Below are 21,270 nucleotides of genomic sequence, written 5' to 3' on the forward strand. Positions count from 1 at the left end.
GTAGCGTCACGCCGAGGGCGGTTCGGTGGGCGGCCGGTACGGGCGAGGCGGGGTGGTCGGTGATGACGGACGGCGAGTGGTGGCGCAAGAGCGGGCCGTGGAGCGAGCGCTCGGGCGGCGGCCCGGAGGCCGACGCGGGCTCCGGTTCCGGCGGCGCCGCGGAGGCTCCGTCCGCCCCCTCCTCCGCTCCCGTCCCCGCCCCGGGGCCCGTGCCGGACTTCGACCCCGACAGCGTGTACGACCCGCCGGCGCCGAGCGCGGCCGGCATCCCGTCCGTACCGCTGGACCCGCCGGACCTGGCCACCGCCGAGGCGCGGGCACACACGATCCCGCCGCCCACGGTGTCGAGCACCGGCCCGTGGACGATGACCCTCTTCGACTTCTCGGACGGGCCGCGGCCCGCGCCGAAGCCCATCCCCGAGCAGCGCACCGGGGAGGAGGCCGAGCCCGCGCCGGAGCCGGCGGTGCCTGCCGCGGACCTGAGGAAGAAGCCGCGCAGGGGCTTGTTCAAGCCGGCTCCCGCCGCTCCTCCCGCGCCGCCCGAGGCCCCGGCGGGGAAGGCCGTGGGCAAAGCGAAGGGGAAGGCGAAGGGCAAGGGCCAGGAGGCGCAGAAGGACGCGCCCGCCCGCAAGCCCTCCCCGCTGATCCTGCTCTCCTGCGGCCTGCTGGTCGGCGGCGCGGTCTCCGGTTTCTTCCCGGCCATGCTGGCCGGCTGGGGCCTCGGCTACCTGTCCCGCCAGATCTCCGACCTGATGCGCAAGTTCGTGATCCTGGGCATTCCGTTGGCCACGATGAGCGCGACCACCCTCTACTCCATGCGGCAGGCCAAGCAGGCCGGGGGGCAGGGCGGTGGCCTCCAGTCGGGCTCGCCGCTGGGCCAGATCAGCTGGTCGTCGGCCCCGGACGTGCTGCGGCTGGCCGCGGTGCTGTCGGCGGTGGTCCTGCTGCTGCTCACCATGCGCCGCCGCCCGCCGCAGCAGGGCTGAGCCGGGGGCGGTCGGCGGCGGCCGCCGGGTGACGGCCGTTCGCGGCTCGGCGGCTCCATGGTTCGGGCGCTCACGGCTCGTGCGCTCACGGCTCGGGTGACGCCCGGCCCGCCGCGGCGGGCCGGGCGTCAGTCGTCGGCGAGGTGGACGAGGCGGTGGAAGGTCGCCGGGTCGCCGAGGTGGCCGACGATCCAGTGCGCGACGGTGGCGCGGGTGGCGGTGCCGGCGCGGGGAAGCGGCCGGTCGTAGGAGATCTGCGGGCCCACGGACGGCGGTCCGTCCTTGAGCATCGGCACCCGGACGACCGTCCAGGCGGTGTCGGAGCCGGCGAGCACCGCCTCCATCCGGGCGAGGTCGTGATGGATCTCCCGGTACAGCCGGTCGACCACCAGCCTGCTCACGACCCGCTGGGCGAACGGGAGCCGGCTGGTGTCCAGGCCCGCCGAGCTCATCGTCACGAGGTGCCGGACGCCGCCGTCCCGGACCGCCGCGGTCAGCTCCCGGGCGCCGTCGGAGAAGACGGTGGTGGCCCCGCGGCCGGTGCTGCCGAGGGTGGCGACGACGGCGTCCTGGCCGTTCAACGGGCCGTGCAGGGAGCCGGGTTCGCCGACGTCGGCCCGCGCGGTGAGCGCGCTGCCGTGCGTGTGCGCCGGTAGCCGGGCGGGGTCGCGGGCGACGGCGGTGACGGTGTGTCCGGCCGCCAGCGCGAGGTCGACCACCAGGCGGCCGGTGCGTCCGGTGGCGCCCACGACTGCGATCCTCATCGGTTCCTCCTCAGGATTCCGGGACTCGGACGGTCCGGGGTCGGTGCTTGTCATTCATTCAGACGGACTGTATGAATGAAACCAAGTGAACCACAGCACACCGCGAGTGCAAGTCCAAAGGAGCGATGGGACATGGGAGTTCTGCAGGCTCGGTACCCCGATCTGGCCGGCCGGGTGGTCGTGATCGCCGGCGGCAGCCGCGGCATCGGTGCGGAGACCGCCCGCGCCTTCGCCCGGCAGGGTGCGGCCGTCGCCGTCCTCGGCCGCGACGAGGCGGCGCTGAAGGAGGTGGCCGGGGAGCTGCGGGCGGAGGGCGCCCGGGCGCTCGGGCTGGTCGCCGACTGCACGGACGCGACGGCGCTCGGCTCCGCCGCCGCCCGGATCGAGCAGGATCTCGGCCCGGTCGACGTCCTGGCCGCCTTCGCCGGCGGCGACGGCTACCCGGTGCCGACCGTCCGCGAGACCGAGGAGCACTGGCGGGCCGTGCTGGACGGCAACCTCACCGCCACCTTCCTCACCGTCCAGGCCTTCCTGCCCGGCCTGCTGGCCCGCGGCAGCGGTTCGATCGTCACCATGGCCTCCACGGCGGGCCGGCTGCCCAGCGGCGCCTCCGCCGCCTACGCCACGGCCAAGGCGGGCGTGCTGATGTTCACCCGGCACCTCGCCCTGGAGGTCGCCGGTGAGGGCGTGCGGGTCAACGCCGTCGCGCCGGGTGCCGTCCGTACCGAGCGGACGGCGGCGCAGATGCCGCCCGAGGTGCAGGCCGCGGTCGCCGCCGCGCACCCGCTGGGCCGCCTCGGCGAGCCGGTGGACATCGCCTCGGCCGTGCTCTTCCTGGGCTCGGACGCGTCCTCCTGGATCACCGGGCAGACCCTGGACGTCAGCGGCGGGCGGGTCATGCTCTGAGCGGCCGGGCCGTCCCGGCGGGCGCCGGGACGGCCCCGCCCGGGTGAACCGATCGGCGATACTGCCAGTTCACGCGGACGAGCGGAACGAGTGGAGGCGAGCGGGATGAGCCCCCGGTCCTACCGGATGGGACAGCGGCAGGCGGAGGTCGACGAGACCCGCGCCCGGATCGTCGCGGCCGCCCGCGCGCACCTGGCCGAGACCGGAGGGGTCTCGCTGGACGCCGTCGCCCGCCGCGCGGACGTCGCCCGGGCGACCGTCTACTACCAGTTCGGCTCCAAGGCGGGCCTGCTGGAGGCGGTCTGCGACGCCCTCGCCGCGCAGGGCGGCATGGCCGGGCTCGCCGAGGCCTTCACCCTGGCCGACCCCTGGGCGGCGGTGGACCGCTTCGTCGAGGTGATGGGCGGCTTCTGGGCGGTCGACCGGGTCTGCACCCGGCGGCTGCGGGCCCTCGCCGCGCTCGACGAGGAGGTGGGCCGGGTCATCGCCGACCGCGACGCCCGCCGCCGCGAGGGTGCCGCCGTCCTGGCCGGCCGGCTGCCCGCCGCCCCGCCGGACGCGGCGAGCCTGCTCTTCGTCCTCACCGCCTTCGAGACCTACGACGCGTTGGAGGCGGAGGCGGAGGCGGAGGCGGAGACGGGAGCGGAGACGGGGACGGCGGGCAGGCCGGACGGCGGTGGTGGTGGTCCGACCGCCGCGACCCCGGCCGTCATCCGTCTGGTCCGCGCCGCGCTCGGTGGGCCGGTGGACCGGCCGTAGCGGCGCCGGGGCCGCCCGTCGGCGGCCGTCCCGGTCAGCCGGCCTGCCGCGCGGCCATGCCGAGGATCCCGGCGGTGACCGCCGCCGGGTCGTCGGTGGGCAGCGAGTGTCCTGCGCCGGGGACGATCTCGACCCGGGCGGCGGGCACCAGCCGGTGCAGGCGGTCGGCGACGGCCCGGGAGTCGTGCAGGGCGCTGCGTTCGCCGAGGAGGAAGAGGGCGGGGGCGGTGAGTCGGCCGAGTTCCTCGTCGGTGAGGGTGGCGGCCGGGGGCAGCCGGCGGCGGAAGCCCATCGAGGCGCGGACCAGGGCCATCAGTTCGGTCTCCAGGACGGCGCTGTTGCCGACCATTCGGGCCAGCCTGGGGCGCAGCGGTCGCGGCGCCATGGCGGCGAGGCCGCCGAGGATCATCCAGGTGTAGAAGCGGCGGTCCAGGTCGGCCAGGCCCGCCGTGTCGACCAGGGTGAGTCCGGCGGTCCGGCCGGGGTGGTGGATCTGGTGGTTGAGGGCGATCCAGCCGCCGTAGGAGCAGCCGACCAGGTGGGCGGTGGGCAGGTCGAGGGCGGTGAGCAGGTCCTCCAGCCAGGCGGCGGCGTCGCGGCCGTCCGCGATGGGGGCGCTCTGCACGCTGGCGCCCGGTTCGCCGACGGTGTCCACGGCGATCACGGTGTGCTGTGCGGCGAGGGTGTCGAGGTAGCCGTGCCACATCAGCGCGTTGCCGCCGGAGCCGGGCAGCAGCACGATCGGCCGTCCTTCGGCGGGACCGGTGCGGTAGACGCGGGTGGTGCCGTAGCCGGTGGGGACGTCGAGCGGCGTCCACGGCCGGGGCCGCAGTTCGGTCAGCGCGCGCTCGTAGGCGGTGCGGAAGCGGGCTTCGGCCTTGCCGTTCCTGAACTCGCTGATTCGCATGGTACATGTGTATCACATGCATGATACGGGTGTACCAGGAGAATGGGTCGGACGTACGGAGGCCGGAACATGACCGCGAAGGTCGACCACGAGGAACGCCGCCGGCAGATCGCCGAGGCCCTGCTGCGCATCGCCGACACCCAGGGCCTGCAGTCCGCCAGCATGCGGGCGGTCGCGACGGAGGCCGGCGTCTCCCTGCGACTCGTGCAGTACTACTTCACGACCAAGGAGGGCCTGCTCCTGGACGCCCTGGCCAGGCTCGGCACCCAGCTCCAGGCCCGGATGGAGCAGTGGATCGGCCCGGCGCGCGCGCCCCGGGAGGTGGTGACGGCGGTCCTGTCCTGCATCCTGCCGACGGACGCCGAGAGCCGCCGGATCACCAGGACGTACGCGGCGTACTACACGCTGGTCCTCGGCGACCCCGAGGTGCTGGAGAAGCAGGCCGCGCAGCCGCCGGTCGTGCTGGAGGGCTTCCTCGCCAAGCAGCTGCGCGCGGCGCAGCAGGCCGGGGAGATCGGGCCGGAGCGGGACGTCGACACGGTCGCGGCCGGGCTGCTGGCGATGGTCAACGGACTCGGCTCCAGCGTCCTGGGCGGCCAGCGCACCGGTGAGCAGGCGCTCGCGGTCCTCGCGTACCACCTGGACGAGCTGTTCGGCCGGCCGGAAGCCGGCTGAGGGCACGCCCGCCGATCCCCGCCGCGGCCGGTTCCTCGCCCCGCCGCCTCCCCGCCCTGCCGAATCGCCTCCCCGCCGAATCGCCTCCCCGCCGATCCCGGCGGCGGGCCGGCACCCCTCGCGGCACGGGGGTTAACACCCGTACGGGACGGGTGCTTTCCCCGTTCTGCGGGTGGGCCGGCCACCGCCAGACTCGGGGCATGCCCGCGCAGCCCGTGATGACGACCGAAGCGCCCGAAGCCCCCACTCCCCGGCCGGGGAGCGGCGGCAGCGACTTCGCCCAGCTGACCCGCCGGATAGCCGCCGAGGGCCTGCTCGACCGGCGCCCCGGCTACTACGCCGTCCGCGCGGGCCTGGTGCTCGCCGCCTTCCTCGGCGGCTGGTACGCCCTGTTCGCGCTGGGCGACACCTGGTGGCAGCTCGGCCTGGCGGCGGCGATGTCCGTCGTCTTCGCCCAGATCGGCCTGCTCTCCCACGACCTGGCGCACCGCCAGGTCTTCGACCGGCGGCTGCCGAGCGAGATCGGCGGCCGGATCGCCGCCAACCTGCTGATGGGCATGAGCTACGGCTGGTGGATGAACAAGCACACCCGCCACCACGCCAACCCGAACCACGAGGAACGGGACCCGGACGTCGCACCCGAGCTCCTGGTGTGGTCCAAGCGGCAGGCCCGGCAGGCGAGCGGCCTCGCCCGGTTCATCGGCCGCCGGCAGGCGTACCTGTTCGTCCCGCTGCTCCTGCTGGAGGGCCTCAACCTCAGCTTCAACAGCTTCCGCGCGCTGCGCAGCCCCGTCATGAAGCGCCCGGTGCTGGAGGGCGTGCTGCTGGTGGTCCACTTCGCCGGCTACTTCGGCCTGGTGTTCGCCGCGCTCCCGGCCGGCAAGGCGGTCGCCTTCCTGGCCGTCCACCAGGCGCTGCTCGGGGTCTACCTGGGGTGCGTCTTCGCCCCGAACCACAAGGGCATGCTGATGGTGACGCCCGGGATGAAGCTCGACTTCCTGCGCCGCCAGGTGCTCACCTCGCGCAACGTCCGCGGCGGGGTGCTCATCGACTCGCTGATGGGCGGCCTCAACTACCAGGTGGAGCACCACCTGTTCCCCAGCATGCCGACCCCGGCGCTGGGGCGGGCCGCCCGGATCACCCGGGAGTTCTGCGCCGAGAAGGACGTCCCGTACTGCGAGACCGGCCTGTTCCGCTCCTACCGGGAGATCTTCGCCCACCTGCACCGGGCCGGCGAGCCGCTCCGCTCCGACGGGTGACCGTCACCTCCGCCGCGGCGGCCGGCGGTCGCCTCCGCCGCGGCGGGAGGGGCGGGAGGGCGTGAACGCCGCTGTCCCGCGCGGGAGCTCGGACCGGCCGACGTCCCGTACGGACCGGCCGTCCTGCGGCACCGCCCGTACGGTTGCGCGTTCGCGCCCGTACGATGCCCGAGCGGGGTGGGCGGAGGCCGGAGGTGGATGTGGTTCGGTTCTGGCTGCGGTGGGTGATGATCGCGGTCCTGGGGACGGCGGTCGTGTTCGGCGGCTGGGCGGGGTGGCGGCTCTACCGCGCCACGGCCATCCCGGCCCCTCCGGACGTCCCGGGGATCGCACAGGCCCAGGTGACCGGGGAGGCCCGCCGGGCGGCCGAGGAGCGGATGGCCGACCGGATCGACCGGCTGCCCGAACTGCTGCCGTGGGCGCAGGGGTTGGGGAGGTCGACGGTCGACGTGTGCCGCACCGACTACCGCGGTGATCTGTTCAGCCGGGGTACGTGGCTGCCGGTGGCCTGCGAGCGGACCGTGAACGTCTACCTGGCCTTCGACGGGGGTGACGTCCGCTCCCGGCTGGCCGATCTGGACCGGTACCTGGACGGCCAGGGCTGGCGCAGCTCGCAGAGGTGGAACAGTCTGGTCGCGGCCGACGAGTACGACCACCAGCCGCCCGCCGACCCGACCCCGGAGGAGGCGGCGGAGGCGGCGGCCAGGCCGATCGCCCCGTCCGTGGAGTTCGCGCTGGCGACGGGCGAGGCGGTGCGGACGGAACTGGCCGTGAACGTCACCCGGCCGCCCGGCCCCGAACTCCTGACCTCCGGTGAGGACTACTGGTACGAGAAGTACGGAAGCCGGCGCTACCGGAACGACGAGGGGCAGCGGTCCGAGTACCTGGCCTGGCAGCCCGTGCGGCCGAGCGAGGTCACGAAGGCGGCCGAGGGCCGGTACGTGGCGGTCCTGGGCTTCACGACCAGGTACGCGCAGCACGAGGCCGGGTAGGGGCCGGCCGGCCGCGGCCGGTTCTGTCCCGGGCCTGCCGGGCCCGTGCCTCGGGCCCTGCCGGGCCCCGGGACCGTCGGCCTCAGGCCTTCCGCTCGAAGCCGGCCAGCAGGCCGCGCGGGTCGAAGGTGACCCGGATCCGGGCGATCCTCCCGTCCTCGACGTGCATCCAGTTCGCCGTGGGCGCCGGCGGGGCGATGCTCGTGCACAGCTCGAACCAGGTGATCACCTCGTCGCCCTCGGCCACCCGGACCTTCACGTCGATCTTCTCCAGCACCTGCCCGAGCCCCTTCAGCCCGGCCAGCGCCTCCTCCACCCCGGAGACCGTCCCCAGCGCGCCGACGAAGTCGACGTCCTCGGCCAGCAGCCCCCGGACGGTCTCGAAGTCGCCCGCCTCCCAGGCGGTGAAGTAGGTCTCGGCAAGCTCACGCGCGGTCTTCGTCGTCGTCATGCCTCCATCCTCCCGGCCACCACGATCATCCGTCCAACAGATGAATCAGATGGAACCTATCTCTTCTGATGATGGAAGAAGGGTGCGCTGCGTGATCGGCGGGCCACGACTGTCACGCCGAGTGAAGGCCGGCTGAAGTGGTTTCGGACCGTTCGGGCCGGTAAGGCGCTCATCGCTGGAATGCGAAGGAGGCGTGAATCGTGATCACCGAACAGCAGGCCCGCTCCATGCTGCACCAGCCCGTCCACGACGTACGGGGCAGCCGGATCGGCAAGGCGGACCACATGTTCCTCGACGACGTCACCGGCAAGCCGGCGTGGGTCAGCGTCAAGACCGGATGGTTCGGGGCGGGCGAGTTGTTCGTGCCGATCCGCGACGCCCGGGTCGTCGGCGAACACCTGGAGGTGCCGTACCCGAAGGAGAAGGTCAACAACGCGCCGCTGGTGGACGTGGACCGTGGCGGACACCTCTCCGTGCGCGAGGAACATCGGCTCCACCAGTACTACGGCATCGGGGACGGGGGCCGGAAGGCGGCCGACCGGCCCGCCGCGGGCACCGGCACCACCGCCGCGGCCGCCGCTGCCGGAACCGCCGCCACGAGCGGGCACACCGGTACGACGGGCGCTGCCGCCGCGACCGGTCGGGCCGCCACGACCCCGACCGCCGCCACGCGTGCCGCCGCGGCTCCGGGCGCCGCCTCCGCGACCGGCCGGACCGGTGTCCACCCGGGCGAGGACGGCACGATGACCCGTTCCGAGGAGCGGATGCGCGTCGGCGTCGAGCGGTACGAAGCCGGCCACGCGAAGCTGCGCAAGTACGTCGTCACCGAGGAGGAGCGGCAGACCGTGCCGGTGCGGCACGAGGAGGTCCACGTCGAGCACGAACCCATCGCCGAGGCCGACCGGGGTGCCGTGATGTCCGGCGAGCTCATCTCGGAGGCCGAGTACGAGGTCACCCTGCACGCGGAGCGGCCGGTCGTGCGCACCGAGGCCGTCCCGGTCGAGCGCGTGCGGCTGGTGACCGAGGAACGCGTCGAGGAGCAGACCGTCACCGGCCGGGTGCGCAAGGAGCGCATCGAGGCCGACCTGCCCGACGGCGGGACGGCACGGACGCAGGGCAAGGAGATCCAGAGCAAGGCGGTCCAGGGCAAGGAGATCCAGGGCATGGACCGCCGCCGGTGACGTCGGCCGGGTCGTGACCGCCCCGCGTGGCCGCGGCCCGGGCGTCCGGGCGCCCACCGGGTCGTCCCCGGCGGACCGATCGGCCGAGCGGATGGAGCACCGGTCGAATATCGTCACCGGTCATGGAGATGCACCAGCTGCGCTACTTCGCCGCCGTGGTCGACGAGGGGACCTTCACCGCCGCCGCGGCCCGGCTGCACGTGAGCCAGTCCGGCATCAGCACCCAAGTGGCCAAGCTGGAGCGCGAACTGGGTCAGCTGCTGCTCGACCGGGCGGGCCGGCAGGTGCGCCTCACCCCGGCCGGCGAAGCGGTCCTCCCGCTGGCGAAGAACGCCCTGGCCACCCTCGACGCCATCCAGCACACCGTCGCCGAGTTCGCGGACGCCGTCCGCGGCCGGGTCCGGCTGGGCATGATCACGGGCTGTTCGATCCCGCCCTTCCTGGACGCCGTCGCCGACCTCGGCCGCAGTCACCCCGGCATCGAACTCAGCCTGCACGAGGGGCACTCCGAGGACCTCCAGGCGCAGGTCCTGGCCGGCTCGCTCGACCTGGCCCTGATCGGCTACGCGGGCGAGGTCTTCCCGGGCCTGGAGGCCACCGTCGCCATCGACGAGCCGATCGCCGCCGTCGTCCCGGTCGGGCACTCCCTGGACCGGGCTCGGCTGCGGCTCGCGGACCTGCGGGGCGAGAAGATCCTCTGCCTCTCCCCGGGTACCGGCATCCGTGCCGCCTACCGGGGCTCCTGCCGGCAGCTCGGCCTCGACCCGCGGGTGGACATCGAGGCCAGCTCCCCGGTCGCCCTGCTCCGGCTCGCCGAGCGCGGCGCGGGCGTGGCCGTCCTCAGCCCCTCCTCCGCCGCGGGCGACGGACTGCGGGCCGTCCCGCTGGTCGACGCCGCCATCCGGGCCCGGCTCGGGCTGGTCGCCCGTCGCGACCAACCCTCCCCGGCCGTACGGCTGTTGATGGCCCGGCTGAGGGCGGCGCTGCGTCAGGGCTGATCCCGTACCGCCCGTGCGACCCGGCCGGGCCCGGTGTCCTCGGCTCAGGCCTTCCCGTGCGGGTCGCGGCCCGAGGCGGCCAGCGCGCGGTCCCACGCGGGGGCGTCCTCCGGCAGGGCCACCGCCTCGGCGAAGCCCGCGTACTGCCGGTACAGCTCGGCGTTCTCCGCCACGATCTCCCCGGTCAGCAGGGCGAGTTCCTCGTCGACCTCGATCCGCCCGCCGGTCGCCCGGGCCACGTCCCAGCCGTGCAGCAGCAGCTCCAGGATCAGCATCCGGGCGATGCCGACGGCCGGCATCGGGGTGCCGCCGAGGTCGACGTCCCCCTCCCAGGCGGCCGGGTCCGCCCAGGCCGCGACCGCGCGCTCCAGCTGGGCCGCGTAGGCGGAGCGCCAGTCGGGGTCGGCGGCGAAGTCCCGCGCGTTCAGCTCCTCGGGCAGCTCGATCCGCCGGGCCCGGTGCTCCAGGCCGTGCGAGGTGTAGAGCACCCAGTGGTTGATCAGCGCGCGGGTGTCGAACTCCGGGCAGGGCGTCGGCGCGTCCAGCGGCTGGTCGGCCGGGACGGCGGCGGCGACACCGGCCGCGGCGGAGGCGGCGCGGGTCAGGAACGGGTGCATCGGGTGGGCGTTCATGGCCTCGATTCTGGGCCGGGCCGCACCGGCGGGTCTTGAAGAAACGCGACGACTAGCCTGGCGGCATGGGCATGGACTCGCCGGCCTCCCCGGCCTCCCCCGACCTCGGCCGGGGCGTGCTCCACCCCGCCCGGGCGGCGGAGCTGATCACCGTGGACCGGCTCGCGCCCGACCCGGCCGTGGCGGTGTTCGTCGAGTACTACTGGCTGGTCCGCTGGGATCTGCACGGCCTGCCGCCGTACGAGCAGAAGGTGCTCGCCCACCCCAACGTCCACCTGGTCTTCGAGGCGCCGGTGGCGCGGGTGTACGGGGTGGACCGCTCGCTCTTCGTCCGACGGCTGGAGGGCGCCGGGCACGTGCTGGGCGCGCGGTTCCGTCCCGGCGCCTTCCGCGCCCTCGCCGGGCACCCGGTGAGCGGGCTCGCCGACCGTTCCGTGCCCGCCGCCGAGTACTTCGGGCCCGCGGCCGACCGGTTCAACGCGGAGGTCCTCGGGGCGCCCGGCGATCCGGCCGCGCTCGCCGACGCCTTCCTCCGCCCCCGGCTGCCCGCGCCCGACCCGGTCGCCGCCGAGGTCGCCGCCATGGTGGACCGGATCACCCGCACACCGGACCTTCGCCGGGTGGACGAGCTGGCCGCCGGGCTGGGCCTGACCGTCCGCCGTCTCCAGCGGCTGTTCGCCGAGTACGTCGGCGCCTCCCCGAAGTGGGTGCTGCGCCGTGCCCGTCTCCACGAGGCCGCCGAACGCGCCGGTACGGACGGCGGGTTGGACCTGGCCGCGCTCGCCGCCGAGCTGGGCTACGCCGACCAGGCGCACCTCACCCGGGACTTCACCGCGGCCGTCGGCGTCTCCCCGGCCCGTTACGCGGGGTCGCGCCGGACCCCGGCTACGCCCCCAGGAAGCGCTGCAGCTCGTCCAGCACGTAGTTGGCCCCGGTGTACCCGATCCCCTGGAACCACAGCTGGTCGTCCACCGGGAACGCCCGGTGCCCCTTGACGGCTCCCAGCGCCTGCCACCCCGGGCTCGCGAGTGCCGCGGTGGCGCCCGACAGCTCCGGATCGCCGTACGTGGCGTACAGCAGCAGGTCGCCGTCGGCCCGGGCGAGCTGGTCCGGCGGGATCTCGAAGTCCGACTGGTCGACGTTCTGCGCGTCGGGCCGGCCGATCTGGGCGTCGGAGAGCACCGTCCCGGGGAAGCTCTGCCGCCCGAACAGCCGGATGCCGCCGCCCTCCACGAACCGCACCAGGCTCACCTTGCGCCCCGACAGCTTCGCCGCCGCCAGCGCCTGCGCGACCTGTCCGGCGTGCTTCTGGTACGCGCCGGCGAAGGCCGCCCCGGCCGCCTCCCGGCTCAGCGCCTGGGCGTGCAGCTGGAAGTCGGCCTTCCACGGCGCCCCGGAGGTCTGGGTGAGCACGGTGGGGGCGATCTCCCGCAGCTGCTCGTAGCGGTCGCCGTCGCGGGTCTGGTTGGAGAGGATCAGGTCCGGCCGCAGGGCCCGTACGGTCGGCAGGTCGGGTGCGCCGACCGGGCCGACCAGCCGGATCCCGGCCGTCCGGGAGGCCGGCCAGTACTCGGGGTAGCTGGTGTCGCGGCCCGGCAGCGCGGCGCCGACCGGGGTGATGCCGAGGGTCAGCGCGGAGTCGAGCACGTCGGTGTCCAGCACGACCACCCGCATCGGCGCGCCCGGCACCAGGACCGGGCCGGTGGCGGCGTTCACCGTCACCGGCGGCACCGGGGCCGGGGACGGCCAGGCGCCGGTGACGGGGCCGTCCGCGGCCCCCGGGGCCGGGTGCCGGGTGGTGCAGCCGGCGGCCGCCGCGAGCGCGCCCGCGCCGAGGCCGGTCAGGAGGGTGCGGCGGGAGATCCGGGGCATCGGCGGTCCTCTGGCGGCGCGGGCGGGTCGGGGCGCCGTCGATTATGTCCGAAATGGCAGCTAAAGTGCCGTTAAGCGGAGGCGCCGTCCGGGGTGAGCGCCGCCCACGGGGCGCCCGGCACGACCAGCGGGGTGCCGGTCACCGGGTCCGGCACCACCACCGAGTCCAGTCCGAACACCTCCCGCACCAGCTCGGCCGTCACCACGTCCGCGGGCGGGCCCTGCGCCACCACCCGGCCGTCCCGCATCGCCACCAGGTGGTCGGCGTACCGGGCGGCCTGGTTGAGGTCGTGCAGCACCGCGACGACCGTCCGGCCGCGCTCGACGTTCAGCCGGCGGACCAGGTCCAGCACCTCCACCTGGTGCGCGATGTCCAGGTAGGTGGTCGGCTCGTCCAGCAGCAGGATGTCGGTGCCCTGGGCGAGCGCCATCGCGATCCAGGCGCGCTGGCGCTGGCCGCCGGACAGCTCGTCCATGCTCCGCTCGGCCAGTTCGGCGGTGGAGGTGCGCTCCAGCGCCTCGGCGACCGCCGTCTCGTCCTCCGGCGACCACTGCTGCCACCAGCTCTGGTGCGGCTGGCGGCCGCGCGCGACCAGGTCCGCCACCGAGATGCCCTCGGGGGCGGTCGGCGACTGCGGCAGCAGGCCGAGCCGCTGGGCGATCCGCTTGGTCGGGATCCGCGCCAGCTCCTCGCCGTCCAGCAGCACCGCGCCCCGGACCGGCTTCAGCAGCCGGCCGAGGGCCCGCAGCAGGGTCGACTTGCCGCACGCGTTCGGGCCGACGATCACCGTCACCCGCCCGTCCGGAACGGCCACGTCCAGGCCCTCGACGACCGTGCGCGCCTCGTAGGCCAGGGTGAGGCCCCGGGCCTCCAGACGGTGAGCGGACATCAGGAACCTCCACGGCGGGATCGGATCAGCAGCCACATCAGGTACGGGGCGCCGACCATGCCGGTCACCACGCCCACCGGCAGCTCCGTCGGAGCGAGCAGCCGCCGGGCGATCAGGTCGGCGAGGACCACCACCAGCGCGCCGGTCAGCGCCGAGCAGAACAGCGGGATCTGCGCCGAGCGGGCCAGCCGCAGCGCGATCTGCGGGGCCATCAGCGCGACGAAGTCCACCGGCCCGGCCGCCCCGGCCGCGCACGAGGCCAGCACGATGCCCAGCAGCGCCATGCCGAGGCGGATCCGGTCCAGGCGCAGGCCGAGGCCGACGGCGGTGGCGTCGTCGAAGGAGATCGACCGCTGGGCGCGGGCGGCCCACAGCGCGACCGGCAGGGCGGCGAGCAGCACCCGGGCGAGCCATTCGGCCTGGTCGTAGCCGGCGCCGTTCAGGCTGCCGGTCATCCAGACCTTGGCGGCCTGGGCCTGGAAGCCGTCGCCCTTGGTCAGGAAGACGGAGGTGAGGGAGGACAGCGCGACGCTGATGCCGATGCCGATCAGCACGAAGCGCTGCGCGTGCAGGCCGCGCCGCCAGGCCAGCGCGTACACCAGCAGCCCGGCCACCAGCCCGCCGGCCACCGCCGCGTACGGGGCCTGGCCGGTCGAGCCGACCACGCCGTACGCCATCAGGCCGACCACGGTCGCGGTCGCGCCCCAGGTCACGCCCACCACGTCGGGGCTGGCCAGCGGATTGCGGGCGACGGTCTGGATCAGCGCCCCGGCCAGCCCGAGCGCCAGGCCGACCAGCAGCCCGACCACCACCCGGGGCAGCCGGAACTCGCCGACCACCAGCTCGTGCGGGCTGGGCCGTCCGAGCACCACCTTGACCACCTCGCCCGGCGGGACGGTGGACTCGCCCAGGCAGAGCGAGGCCACCACGGTCGCCGCCAGCGCCACCAGCAGCCCGACGGCGACGGCCACCGAGCGCCGGTGCAGCAGGAACGACGCCCGTCCGGCCCGGACGACGGAGTACCCGCGCAGGGGGACGGAACCGTTGCGGCGGCCGGGGGCCGTGCCGGGGCCGGGAGGCGCGCCGGGGCCGGGAGCCGTGCCGGGGACGGAACTCATGCGGCCACCACCTTCCGGCGGCGGACCAGGGCCACCAGCACCGGGACCCCGACCAGGGCCGTCATCACGCCCGCCGGGACCTCGGACGGCGGGAACAGGACCCGGCCGAGGGTGTCGGCGAGCAGCAGCAGCGCCGGGCCGAGGACGGCGGAGAAGGCGAGGATCCAGCGGTGGTCGGCGCCGGCCACCGCGCGGGCCGCGTGCGGGACGGCGAGGCCGACGAAGGCGATCGGACCGGCCGCCGCGACCGCGGAACCGGTCAGGACGGTCGCGCCGAGCGCGCCGACCGCCCGGACCAGGCCGGTCTTGGCGCCCAGCCCCTTCGCGGTGTCGTCGCCGAGCGCCAGCGCGTCCAGTCCGCGCGCCACCGCGACCACCAGCACCGTGCCGACGGCCAGGAACGGCAGCAGCTGCCAGGCCACGTCCGAGGTCCGCCCGGAGAGCGAGCCGACGTGCCAGAAGCGGAACTGGTCCATGGTGGCCGCGTCGGTGGTCAGCACCAGGGTGTTGAGCGAGGCGATGAAGGCGGACGTCGCCGAGCCGGCCAGCGCCAGCTTGATCGGCGTGGCCCCGCCCCGGCCGCGCCCGGCGAGCCCGTACACCAGCGCGGTGGCGATCACGGCGCCGACGAAGCCGAACCAGACGTACCCGGTGAGGGTGGAGACGCCGAAGCCGGAGATGGCGACCACCACGCCGGCCGCCGCGCCCTGGGAGACGCCGAGGATGCCGGGGTCGGCGATCGGGTTGCGGGTCAGGCCCTGCATGACGGCCCCGGCCAGGCCGAGTGCCGCGCCGACGGCCAGGCCGACGACGGTGCGCGGCACCCGCAGCTCGCGGATCACCACGGCGTTGGCGGTGTCGCCGCCGTGCAGCAGGGCGTGGAGCGTGTCGCCGAACGGGATGGTCCGGCTGCCGACCGCCAGGCTCAGCAGCACCGCGGAGGCCAGGACGGCGAGGGCGGCGGCGAGCCACAGTGCTCGGCGCCGAGGCGCCCGGTACGGCGAGCCGGGCGGTGCGCCGGGCGGTGCGCTGGTGTCGGTCATGGGCCCTCTCCGCAGACAACTCAGGTAAACCTAAGTTCAGCCGAGAAGCCCGGGCAAATCGCCTCGTGGTGCGCGGCGCCGGTTGGGTAGCCTGACGGCATGTCCGCGACCCCGCCCACTCCGCTCACCGTCGGCTTCGACCTCGACATGACACTGCTGGACACCCGGCCGGGTATCCGCGCCACCTACCTGGCGCTCTCCGCCGAGACCGGCACCTACATCGACGCCGACCTGGTGGTCACCCGGCTGGGCCCGCCGCTGCTGGACGAGATCCGCAACTGGTTCCCGGAGGCCGACGTGGAGCGGGTCGTCGACCGCTACCGCGAGCTCTACCGCGACCACGCCTTCGCCCCGACCGTGGCCCTGCCCGGCGCGCACGCCGCCGTCGAGGCGGTCCGCGCCCACGGCGGCCGGGTCGCGGTGATCACCGGCAAGTACGAGCCGAACGCCCGCCTCCACCTGGAGCACGCCGGGCTGGCCGCGGACACCGTGATCGGCGACCTGTGGGCGGAGACCAAGGGCGACGCGCTGCGCGAGCACGGCGCGAGCGTCTACGTCGGCGACCACCTGGGCGACATCCGGGGCGCCCGGCGCGCGGACGCCGTCGCGGTCTGCGTGCCCACCGGCCCGTACAGCGCGCAGCAGCTGCGCGAGGCGGGTGCGGACGTGGTGCTGGCGGACCTCACCGACTTCCCGGACTGGCTCGCCGCGCACCTGGCCGACCGCTAGCGCCGGCCCGCAGCGGCCTGTGGCGGCCCGTAGCGGTCGGCCGGGCCCGTAGCGGTCCGCGCGGACCGCAGCCGGTCCCCGGCGGCCGTCCCGGCCGTCCTCAGGACTCGACGGGCGCGCTCCGGCGGCGCTGGGACCGCGCGTTCAGCAGCAGCCCGGTCAGCGCGGCCAGGAAACCGGCCGGCATCAGCATGCTCAGCCAGTAGGCCGCCGTCGGCAGCGGCGTCAGGTGCAGGAACAGCGGGACGAAGGTGACCAGGGTGGCGAGTGCGCCGAGACCGAAGACGATCGCCCCGGCCTTGACGTACACGTCGCCGGGGTCGGTGCTCTGGCTGCTCACGTCTGCTCACTCCTCCGGGCCGGTCGGCACTGTCCCCAGTCTGGCAGAGCGGCGGCCGGGGGCCGCCACCGGAGCGGGTCGGTCACGTTGCGCAGTTTCCCGGCAGCTGAACGTTTTGATCCCTGTTGAGCGGGGGTATGCACGGGGTGCCGAGGGGCGCTACAGGTGCGCCCCGCGTCCTCAGACCCGGGGGGTGTGAGCCGATGGACCGCGCGGAGCCGCGCCCCGGCCGTGCCGGCGCCGGGTTGCCCGTGACCGCGAGATCCCGGTCCCGCCGCCCCGACCGGGCCTCGGAACGCGGATCCCTCGCGGAACGCGGATGAGGCAGTGACGGACGATTAGTCTGCTCCTGACCGCGTGCCGGCCATGAGCGCCCACGGGCGCCGAGTCGAGGCCGGTCGTTTTTTCCCACCACCCAGTGATCCCCGGCCCGGGCCGGGATCCCCCACACCCATTCGAGGACTGTTCGAGATGCCCACCGGCCAGGTCAAGTGGTTCAACGAGACGAAGGGCTTCGGCTTCCTGTCGCGCGACGACGGCGGCGACGTCTTCGTCCACACCAAGGCGCTGCCCTCCGGTGTCACGTCGCTGAAGCCGGGCCAGCGGGTCGAGTTCGGCGTGGTCGCCGGGCACCGCGGGGACCAGGCGATGGCGGTACAGCTGCTGGAGGCGCTGCCCTCGGTGGCCGCCGCCCAGCGCCGGAGCGCCGACGACATGGCACCGATCGTCCAGGACCTGATCACCACGCTGGACGCGGTGCTGCCCGGTCTCCAGCGCGGGCGCTACCCCGCCAAGCCGACCGGCCAGAAGCTGGCCGGCCTGCTGCGCGCGGTGGCCGACCAGTTCGACGTCTGACCGTCGGCCGGCCGCCGGCTAGAACGCGAGCGCACCCGGGTCGAGCGGGGGCACCAGCCCCTCCGCGGCGGCCCGGGTGAGCAGCGCGCGGACGGCGGCGTAGCCCTCCTCGCCGAGGTCCTCGCTGAACTCGGTGACGTACAGCCCGATGTGCTGCTCGGCGACGTCCAGGTCCATCTCCTGGGCGTGCGCCAGCACGTACTCGCGGCTCGCCGCCGGGTCCGCCCAGGCCTGCCGCACGGAGGCGCGGATCGCGTCGGCGATCGCCCGCAGCCGCTCGGCGCCGAGCGAGCGCCGGGCGACGATCGCGCCCAGCGGGATCGGCAGGCCGGTCTCCTGCTCCCAGGCCTCGCCCATGTCGGCCAGGCTGTGCAGGCCGTACTGCCGGTACGTGAAGCGGGCCTCGTGGATCACCAGGCCGGCGTCCACCCGGCCGTCCCGGACGGCGGGCATGATCTCGTGGAACGGCAGGACGACGATCTCGGCGAAGCCGCCGGGCACCGCCTTCGCCGCCCAGAGCCGGAACAGCAGGTAGGCGGTGGAGCGCTCGGAGGGCACCGCGACGGTCTTCCCGGCCAGGTCGGCGGGGGAGGCCACGCCCGGCAGGGTGAGCACCAGCGGGCCGCAGCCGCGGCCCAGCGCGCCGCCGCAGGGCAGCAGGGCGTACTCCTCCAGGACCCAGGGCAGCGCGCCGTAGCTGATCTTCAGCACGTCCAGCTCGCCGCGTTCGGCCCGGCCGTTGGTGACGTCGATGTCGGCGAAGGTCACCTCGGGGGCGTCCGCCCCGGGCACCAGGCCGTGCGCCCAGGCGTGGAAGACGAAGGTGTCGTTCGGGCAGGGCGAGTACGCGATGCTCAGCCGTTCAGCCACGGCCGGCCTCCTCAATCGGTTCGTGGCGCGCGGCCAGGTCCGGTTCGTGGCGCGCGGCCAGGTCGTGCACGGGCAGCGCGGCGAAGGCCCGCTCCAGGGCGGCCAGCGCCTCGCCGATCCGCCAGGCGGCCCGGTCGCGCGGGCCCACCGGATTGGACACCGTGCGCAGTTCGAGGGCCGGCACGCCGTACCGGGCGGCGGCCTCGGCGACCCCGAAGCCCTCCATCGCCTCGGCGACGGCACCGGGGTGGCGGGCGGCCAGTTCGGCGGCCCGCGCGGCGCTGCCGGTGACGGTGGAGACGGTCAGTACCGGGCCGACGGCGAGGCCCGGACCGCCCAGCGCCCGCGCGACCAGCGCGACGGCGGCCGGGGGCGGGGCGTGCCGGACGGTGCCGAAGCCCAGCTCGGTGACGTCGGCGAAGCCCTCGGGGGTCTCGGCGCCGAGGTCCGCGGCCACGATCGCGTCGGCCAGCACCGTGGAGCCGACCGGGGCGAGCGGGGCGAAGCCGCCGGCGATCCCGGCCGAGACGGCCAGCGCGTACGGGTGGGCCGCCAGCGCGGCGCAGGCGCCGGCTGCGGCGGCGGCCGGGCCGACCCCGGCGGCCAGCACGTCCACCGGCACCTCCTGGGCCCGGTGCAGCGTGCCGCCGGGCAGCGGCAGCGCGGCGGTCGCACCGGGCAGGCCGCGCAGCACGGCCTCGGCCTCGGCGGCCACCGCGACGACGACGAGCAGCCGGGCCCGTGCGGGGCCCGACTGCTCGGTGCGGCCGTCGGTGACGGCGGGCGCGGTCATCGCAGGACCGGTCAGCCGTTGTCGGAGCTGTTGCCCTCGGTCTTCAGCTGGAAGTACCAGACGGCGATCGGCGCTTCCTGGTTCGGGTCGCCCTCGACCACGGTCACCACGGTCTTGCCGCTGGAGTTGAGCACCTTGTTCGCCGACTGGGCGCCGGACCAGGTCGGGCCCTTGGCAGCCGAGAACAGGGTGTAGCGACCGCCCTGGTTGGACGAGCCGCCGTTGGTGAAGGCCCACCAGCCCGTGTCGGCCACGTTGGGGGAGACCCCGACGCCGACCCGGTCGCTCCCCACGACGTCCGAGGTGGGCAGCGTGCCGTCGCGCAGGGCCTTGGTCGCGTCCTCCTGGCACTTCTGCTGCTGGTCGTCGGTGAGCGGGCTGCCGGCGTTCCAGCACAGCGGGTCCGCGACGATCGAGGAGTTGCCGACCGTGAGGGTGGCACGGTGCGAGATGTGCTCGGTCTGACCGGCGGCAATGGCGACGGAGGTGCCCACCGTGGCGGCGCCGACCACGACGACGGCGCCGAGGGCGGCGATGGCACGGGAATTGAGGCTCATGCGTCAGAATCTACCGGGCCCGGCCGATCACGCGACGCGGGGGTCGGCACCGCGTGTTGCCGCGCCGGCGCGGTCAGGCGACCCGGGGCGTCGCCGGGTGCCGCCGCGGCCCCACCCGCAGGAGTGAGCGCAGCGTCCACAGCAGCGCCAGGCCGACCACCCCGGCGGCGATCGACAGGCCCAGCTTCCCGTTCAGCGGCAGCAGGATGCCGACCGCGCCGCCCGCCACCCAGGACAGCTGCATCAGGGTCTCCGAACGGGCGAACGCCGAGGTCCGCACCGCCTCCGGGACGTCCCGCTGGATCAGCGCGTCCAGGGCCAGCTTGCCCAGCGAGGCCGCCATTCCGGCCACCGCGGCGACCACGACCACCGTCACCACGCCGTACCAGAGCGCGGCCGCGGCCGTCGCGCAGGTCGCCAGCAGCAGCATCGCGCTGATGGTCCTCTCCGGGCCCCGGGTGCGCAGCCAGGAGCCGAGCACCGAGCCCAGCGCGTTGCCCGTCCCGGCGGCCAGCGCCACCAGGCCCAGCGCCACCGTCGGCCGCAGCCCGCCGATCGGCTCCTCCCGCAGCAGGAAGGCCAGGAACATCACCAGGAAGCCGACCAGCCACTTCATCGCCGACATCGCCCGCAGCGCCAGGATCACCGAGGGGCCGACCGTGCGCAGCGAGGCCTTGACCGGCGGCGGCCTGTGGTGGATCAGGTGCGAGCCCTCGCCGTGCACCTCGGCGTGCAGGACGGCGCGCTGCTCGCCCTTGGCGGAGTCCACCGCGGGCGGCAGGTGGAAGGCCATCAGGGTGCCGACCACGAACACCAGGAAGGCGCCGCGCAGCGGCCAGCCGGGCCCGACCAGGTGCAGCAGCCCGCCCACCCCGGCCGCCACGCCGGTGGCCAGCAGTCCGGCCAGGGTGACCCGGGAGTTCGCCTTCACCAGGGACAGCCGGCTCGGCAGCAGTCGCGGCACCACCACGCTGCGCACCACGCCGTACGCCTTGGACGCGACCAGCACGCCGAGCGCCTCCGGGTAGAGCGCGATGCCGCCGCCGACGATCACCCCGGCCATCGTCCAGGCCAGCACCGCCCGCGCCAGCATCGCCATCGCCATGGCCGCCCGGCGGCCGTGCGGCAGCCGGTCCAGCAGCGGGCCGATCACCGGGGCCAGCAGGGCGAACGGGGCCATCGTGATCAGCAGGTAGAGCGCGACCCGGCCGCGGGCCTCGCCGGTGGGCACCGAGAAGAAGATGGTGGACGCCAGCGCGACGGTGATCAGCATGTCGCCGAAGGAGTTGAGCGCGTGCAGCTCGATCAGCTTCGCGAGTCCGGACTCGCCCGCGCCCTCGGCGGCGGTGGCCCGGCGGATCCGGCGGCCGGTGCCGTGCACCACCTTGCCGGTGCGGGAGCCGGCGGCGGAGGCGGTGCGGATCAGGAAGTGCCGGCGGGGCTCGGGGGCCTCGTCCTCGTCCCCGTCCGGCTCCCGCGGGGCCCGGTCGGGGCCGTCCGGGGCTTCGGCCCCGGAGGGGTCCACGGTGTCTGCGGGCGGCCCGGGGCCGTCCGCCGGCTGCGGTTCGTCCGCGCCGGGGACCGGGGGCTGCTGTCGCGGCACGGCGTCCGTGGGGTCGGGGCTGCCGGCCTTTGGGTCGCGCAGTGCGTGCTGCGACGGGTCGTGGTCCGCCACAAGCCCATCCTGCCCCAG

General features: G+C 75.1%; 24 protein-coding genes. 11 read left to right on the forward strand and 13 right to left on the reverse strand.

Translation table 11 applies throughout. The features are described from left to right. The first annotated feature begins 62 nt into the window (after window positions 1–62). A complete protein-coding gene (locus ACFWJ4_RS01975) occupies window positions 63–986 on the forward strand; it encodes a hypothetical protein (RefSeq protein ID WP_380538301.1) in 924 nt (307 codons plus the stop codon). A gap of 128 nt (window positions 987–1,114) precedes the next feature. Here ACFWJ4_RS01975 and ACFWJ4_RS01980 read toward each other — a convergent pair whose 3' ends face one another. Continuing rightward, window positions 1,115–1,750 carry an NAD(P)-binding oxidoreductase gene (locus tag ACFWJ4_RS01980; RefSeq protein ID WP_359905805.1) on the reverse strand — a complete coding sequence of 212 codons (636 nt, stop codon included), beginning with the start codon at window positions 1,748–1,750 and terminating at the stop codon, window positions 1,115–1,117. A 132-nt stretch (window positions 1,751–1,882) separates the two neighbouring features. Here ACFWJ4_RS01980 and ACFWJ4_RS01985 point away from each other — a divergent pair, with 132 nt between their 5' ends. Next, a complete protein-coding gene (locus tag ACFWJ4_RS01985; RefSeq protein ID WP_380538303.1) occupies window positions 1,883–2,656 on the forward strand; it encodes an SDR family NAD(P)-dependent oxidoreductase in 774 nt (257 codons plus the stop codon). A 105-nt stretch (window positions 2,657–2,761) separates the two neighbouring features. Further along, window positions 2,762–3,415, forward strand: coding sequence for a TetR/AcrR family transcriptional regulator (locus ACFWJ4_RS01990; protein ID WP_380538305.1), 654 nt, complete (start codon window positions 2,762–2,764; stop codon window positions 3,413–3,415). A 34-nt stretch (window positions 3,416–3,449) separates the two neighbouring features. On the opposite strand, the gene ACFWJ4_RS01995 is transcribed toward ACFWJ4_RS01990, so the two are convergent. Next, window positions 3,450–4,322, reverse strand: a complete 873-nt coding sequence (locus ACFWJ4_RS01995; RefSeq protein WP_380538307.1) for an alpha/beta fold hydrolase — start codon at window positions 4,320–4,322, stop codon at window positions 3,450–3,452. 69 nt (window positions 4,323–4,391) lie between these two features. Between ACFWJ4_RS01995 and ACFWJ4_RS02000 the strand changes: the two genes are divergently transcribed. The 3 genes from ACFWJ4_RS02000 to ACFWJ4_RS02010 all read left to right on the forward strand — a co-directional run bounded on the left by ACFWJ4_RS02000 (window position 4,392) and on the right by ACFWJ4_RS02010 (window position 7,248). Beyond that, window positions 4,392–4,997, forward strand: a complete 606-nt coding sequence (locus ACFWJ4_RS02000) for a TetR/AcrR family transcriptional regulator (RefSeq protein WP_380538309.1) — start codon at window positions 4,392–4,394, stop codon at window positions 4,995–4,997. 200 nt (window positions 4,998–5,197) lie between these two features. Further along, a complete protein-coding gene (locus ACFWJ4_RS02005; protein ID WP_380538311.1) occupies window positions 5,198–6,256 on the forward strand; it encodes a fatty acid desaturase family protein in 1,059 nt (352 codons plus the stop codon). Between the two features lie 194 nt (window positions 6,257–6,450). After that, window positions 6,451–7,248: a hypothetical protein gene (locus tag ACFWJ4_RS02010; protein ID WP_380538313.1), complete on the forward strand. Its 798-nt coding sequence runs from the start codon at window positions 6,451–6,453 to the stop codon at window positions 7,246–7,248. 82 nt (window positions 7,249–7,330) lie between these two features. Here ACFWJ4_RS02010 and ACFWJ4_RS02015 read toward each other — a convergent pair whose 3' ends face one another. After that, complete coding sequence (locus tag ACFWJ4_RS02015) at window positions 7,331–7,699, reverse strand: nuclear transport factor 2 family protein (protein ID WP_380538315.1); 369 nt, start codon at window positions 7,697–7,699, stop codon at window positions 7,331–7,333. 200 nt (window positions 7,700–7,899) lie between these two features. Here ACFWJ4_RS02015 and ACFWJ4_RS02020 point away from each other — a divergent pair, with 200 nt between their 5' ends. Next, entirely contained in the window at window positions 7,900–8,880 is a 981-nt protein-coding gene (locus ACFWJ4_RS02020) for a PRC and DUF2382 domain-containing protein (RefSeq protein WP_380538317.1), read from the forward strand. Window positions 8,881–9,002: 122 nt separating this feature from the next. Then, window positions 9,003–9,878 (forward strand): LysR family transcriptional regulator, encoded by an 876-nt coding sequence (locus ACFWJ4_RS02025; protein ID WP_380538319.1) that lies wholly within the window; start codon window positions 9,003–9,005, stop codon window positions 9,876–9,878. A gap of 44 nt (window positions 9,879–9,922) precedes the next feature. On the opposite strand, the gene ACFWJ4_RS02030 is transcribed toward ACFWJ4_RS02025, so the two are convergent. Beyond that, a complete protein-coding gene (locus ACFWJ4_RS02030; protein ID WP_380538321.1) occupies window positions 9,923–10,510 on the reverse strand; it encodes a TIGR03086 family metal-binding protein in 588 nt (195 codons plus the stop codon). 65 nt (window positions 10,511–10,575) lie between these two features. Between ACFWJ4_RS02030 and ACFWJ4_RS02035 the strand changes: the two genes are divergently transcribed. Further along, window positions 10,576–11,505: a DUF6597 domain-containing transcriptional factor gene (locus tag ACFWJ4_RS02035; RefSeq protein WP_380538323.1), complete on the forward strand. Its 930-nt coding sequence runs from the start codon at window positions 10,576–10,578 to the stop codon at window positions 11,503–11,505. On the opposite strand, the gene ACFWJ4_RS02040 is transcribed toward ACFWJ4_RS02035, so the two are convergent. The 4 genes from ACFWJ4_RS02040 to ACFWJ4_RS02055 form a co-directional block, all read right to left on the reverse strand. Continuing rightward, a complete protein-coding gene (locus tag ACFWJ4_RS02040) occupies window positions 11,396–12,382 on the reverse strand; it encodes an ABC transporter substrate-binding protein (protein WP_380538325.1) in 987 nt (328 codons plus the stop codon). The genes ACFWJ4_RS02035 and ACFWJ4_RS02040 overlap by 110 nt on opposite strands. Before the next feature lie 71 nt (window positions 12,383–12,453). Then, a complete protein-coding gene (locus ACFWJ4_RS02045; RefSeq protein WP_380538327.1) occupies window positions 12,454–13,272 on the reverse strand; it encodes an ABC transporter ATP-binding protein in 819 nt (272 codons plus the stop codon). Continuing rightward, window positions 13,272–14,390 (reverse strand): FecCD family ABC transporter permease, encoded by a 1,119-nt coding sequence (locus ACFWJ4_RS02050; RefSeq protein ID WP_380538329.1) that lies wholly within the window; start codon window positions 14,388–14,390, stop codon window positions 13,272–13,274. Before ACFWJ4_RS02050 ends, ACFWJ4_RS02045 begins: the two co-directional genes overlap by 1 nt. Continuing rightward, window positions 14,387–15,433, reverse strand: coding sequence for a FecCD family ABC transporter permease (locus ACFWJ4_RS02055; protein WP_380538331.1), 1,047 nt, complete (start codon window positions 15,431–15,433; stop codon window positions 14,387–14,389). Before ACFWJ4_RS02055 ends, ACFWJ4_RS02050 begins: the two co-directional genes overlap by 4 nt. 99 nt (window positions 15,434–15,532) lie before the next feature. Between ACFWJ4_RS02055 and ACFWJ4_RS02060 the strand changes: the two genes are divergently transcribed. Further along, window positions 15,533–16,162: an HAD family hydrolase gene (locus ACFWJ4_RS02060; protein WP_380538333.1), complete on the forward strand. Its 630-nt coding sequence runs from the start codon at window positions 15,533–15,535 to the stop codon at window positions 16,160–16,162. Window positions 16,163–16,262: 100 nt separating this feature from the next. Here the strand turns inward: ACFWJ4_RS02060 and ACFWJ4_RS02065 are convergent, their stop codons facing one another. Next, window positions 16,263–16,502: a hypothetical protein gene (locus ACFWJ4_RS02065; protein WP_380538335.1), complete on the reverse strand. Its 240-nt coding sequence runs from the start codon at window positions 16,500–16,502 to the stop codon at window positions 16,263–16,265. 471 nt (window positions 16,503–16,973) lie between these two features. Between ACFWJ4_RS02065 and ACFWJ4_RS02070 the strand changes: the two genes are divergently transcribed. Beyond that, window positions 16,974–17,357 (forward strand): cold-shock protein, encoded by a 384-nt coding sequence (locus ACFWJ4_RS02070; protein WP_359905755.1) that lies wholly within the window; start codon window positions 16,974–16,976, stop codon window positions 17,355–17,357. A gap of 18 nt (window positions 17,358–17,375) precedes the next feature. On the opposite strand, the gene ACFWJ4_RS02075 is transcribed toward ACFWJ4_RS02070, so the two are convergent. The 4 genes from ACFWJ4_RS02075 to ACFWJ4_RS02090 all read right to left on the reverse strand — a co-directional run bounded on the left by ACFWJ4_RS02075 (window position 17,376) and on the right by ACFWJ4_RS02090 (window position 21,000). Next, window positions 17,376–18,227 (reverse strand): 1,4-dihydroxy-6-naphthoate synthase, encoded by an 852-nt coding sequence (locus ACFWJ4_RS02075; RefSeq protein ID WP_380538337.1) that lies wholly within the window; start codon window positions 18,225–18,227, stop codon window positions 17,376–17,378. Further along, window positions 18,220–19,020 (reverse strand): futalosine hydrolase, encoded by an 801-nt coding sequence (locus ACFWJ4_RS02080; RefSeq protein ID WP_380538339.1) that lies wholly within the window; start codon window positions 19,018–19,020, stop codon window positions 18,220–18,222. The genes ACFWJ4_RS02075 and ACFWJ4_RS02080 overlap by 8 nt, the downstream gene beginning before the upstream one ends. An 11-nt stretch (window positions 19,021–19,031) precedes the next feature. Then, window positions 19,032–19,577: a hypothetical protein gene (locus ACFWJ4_RS02085; protein WP_380538341.1), complete on the reverse strand. Its 546-nt coding sequence runs from the start codon at window positions 19,575–19,577 to the stop codon at window positions 19,032–19,034. Window positions 19,578–19,650: 73 nt separating this feature from the next. Continuing rightward, complete coding sequence (locus ACFWJ4_RS02090; protein ID WP_380538475.1) at window positions 19,651–21,000, reverse strand: MFS transporter; 1,350 nt, start codon at window positions 20,998–21,000, stop codon at window positions 19,651–19,653. Between the last annotated feature and the right edge of the window lie 270 nt (window positions 21,001–21,270).

This window comes from Kitasatospora sp. NPDC127067, from assembly GCF_042724755.1.
Taxonomy (GTDB): Bacteria; Actinomycetota; Actinomycetes; order Streptomycetales; family Streptomycetaceae; genus Kitasatospora; species Kitasatospora lactacystinica.

Bases quoted from the DNA above. Each gene is read 5' to 3' on its own strand.
- ACFWJ4_RS01980 (WP_359905805.1), bottom strand. From the start codon at position 1,750: ATGAGGATCGCAGTCGTGGGCGCCACCGGACGCACCGGCCGCCTGGTG.
- ACFWJ4_RS01975 (WP_380538301.1), top strand. From the start codon at position 63: ATGACGGACGGCGAGTGGTGGCGCAAGAGCGGGCCGTGGAGCGAGCGC.
- ACFWJ4_RS02085 (WP_380538341.1), bottom strand. From the start codon at position 19,577: ATGAGCCTCAATTCCCGTGCCATCGCCGCCCTCGGCGCCGTCGTCGTG.
- ACFWJ4_RS02080 (WP_380538339.1), bottom strand. From the start codon at position 19,020: ATGACCGCGCCCGCCGTCACCGACGGCCGCACCGAGCAGTCGGGCCCC.
- ACFWJ4_RS02005 (WP_380538311.1), top strand. From the start codon at position 5,198: ATGCCCGCGCAGCCCGTGATGACGACCGAAGCGCCCGAAGCCCCCACT.
- ACFWJ4_RS02050 (WP_380538329.1), bottom strand. From the start codon at position 14,390: ATGAGTTCCGTCCCCGGCACGGCTCCCGGCCCCGGCGCGCCTCCCGGC.
- ACFWJ4_RS02055 (WP_380538331.1), bottom strand. From the start codon at position 15,433: ATGACCGACACCAGCGCACCGCCCGGCGCACCGCCCGGCTCGCCGTAC.
- ACFWJ4_RS01985 (WP_380538303.1), top strand. From the start codon at position 1,883: ATGGGAGTTCTGCAGGCTCGGTACCCCGATCTGGCCGGCCGGGTGGTC.
- ACFWJ4_RS01995 (WP_380538307.1), bottom strand. From the start codon at position 4,322: ATGCGAATCAGCGAGTTCAGGAACGGCAAGGCCGAAGCCCGCTTCCGC.
- ACFWJ4_RS02070 (WP_359905755.1), top strand. From the start codon at position 16,974: ATGCCCACCGGCCAGGTCAAGTGGTTCAACGAGACGAAGGGCTTCGGC.
- ACFWJ4_RS02045 (WP_380538327.1), bottom strand. From the start codon at position 13,272: ATGTCCGCTCACCGTCTGGAGGCCCGGGGCCTCACCCTGGCCTACGAG.
- ACFWJ4_RS02000 (WP_380538309.1), top strand. From the start codon at position 4,392: ATGACCGCGAAGGTCGACCACGAGGAACGCCGCCGGCAGATCGCCGAG.
- ACFWJ4_RS02035 (WP_380538323.1), top strand. From the start codon at position 10,576: ATGGGCATGGACTCGCCGGCCTCCCCGGCCTCCCCCGACCTCGGCCGG.
- ACFWJ4_RS02060 (WP_380538333.1), top strand. From the start codon at position 15,533: ATGTCCGCGACCCCGCCCACTCCGCTCACCGTCGGCTTCGACCTCGAC.
- ACFWJ4_RS02030 (WP_380538321.1), bottom strand. From the start codon at position 10,510: ATGAACGCCCACCCGATGCACCCGTTCCTGACCCGCGCCGCCTCCGCC.
- ACFWJ4_RS02040 (WP_380538325.1), bottom strand. From the start codon at position 12,382: ATGCCCCGGATCTCCCGCCGCACCCTCCTGACCGGCCTCGGCGCGGGC.
- ACFWJ4_RS02015 (WP_380538315.1), bottom strand. From the start codon at position 7,699: ATGACGACGACGAAGACCGCGCGTGAGCTTGCCGAGACCTACTTCACC.
- ACFWJ4_RS01990 (WP_380538305.1), top strand. From the start codon at position 2,762: ATGAGCCCCCGGTCCTACCGGATGGGACAGCGGCAGGCGGAGGTCGAC.
- ACFWJ4_RS02025 (WP_380538319.1), top strand. From the start codon at position 9,003: ATGGAGATGCACCAGCTGCGCTACTTCGCCGCCGTGGTCGACGAGGGG.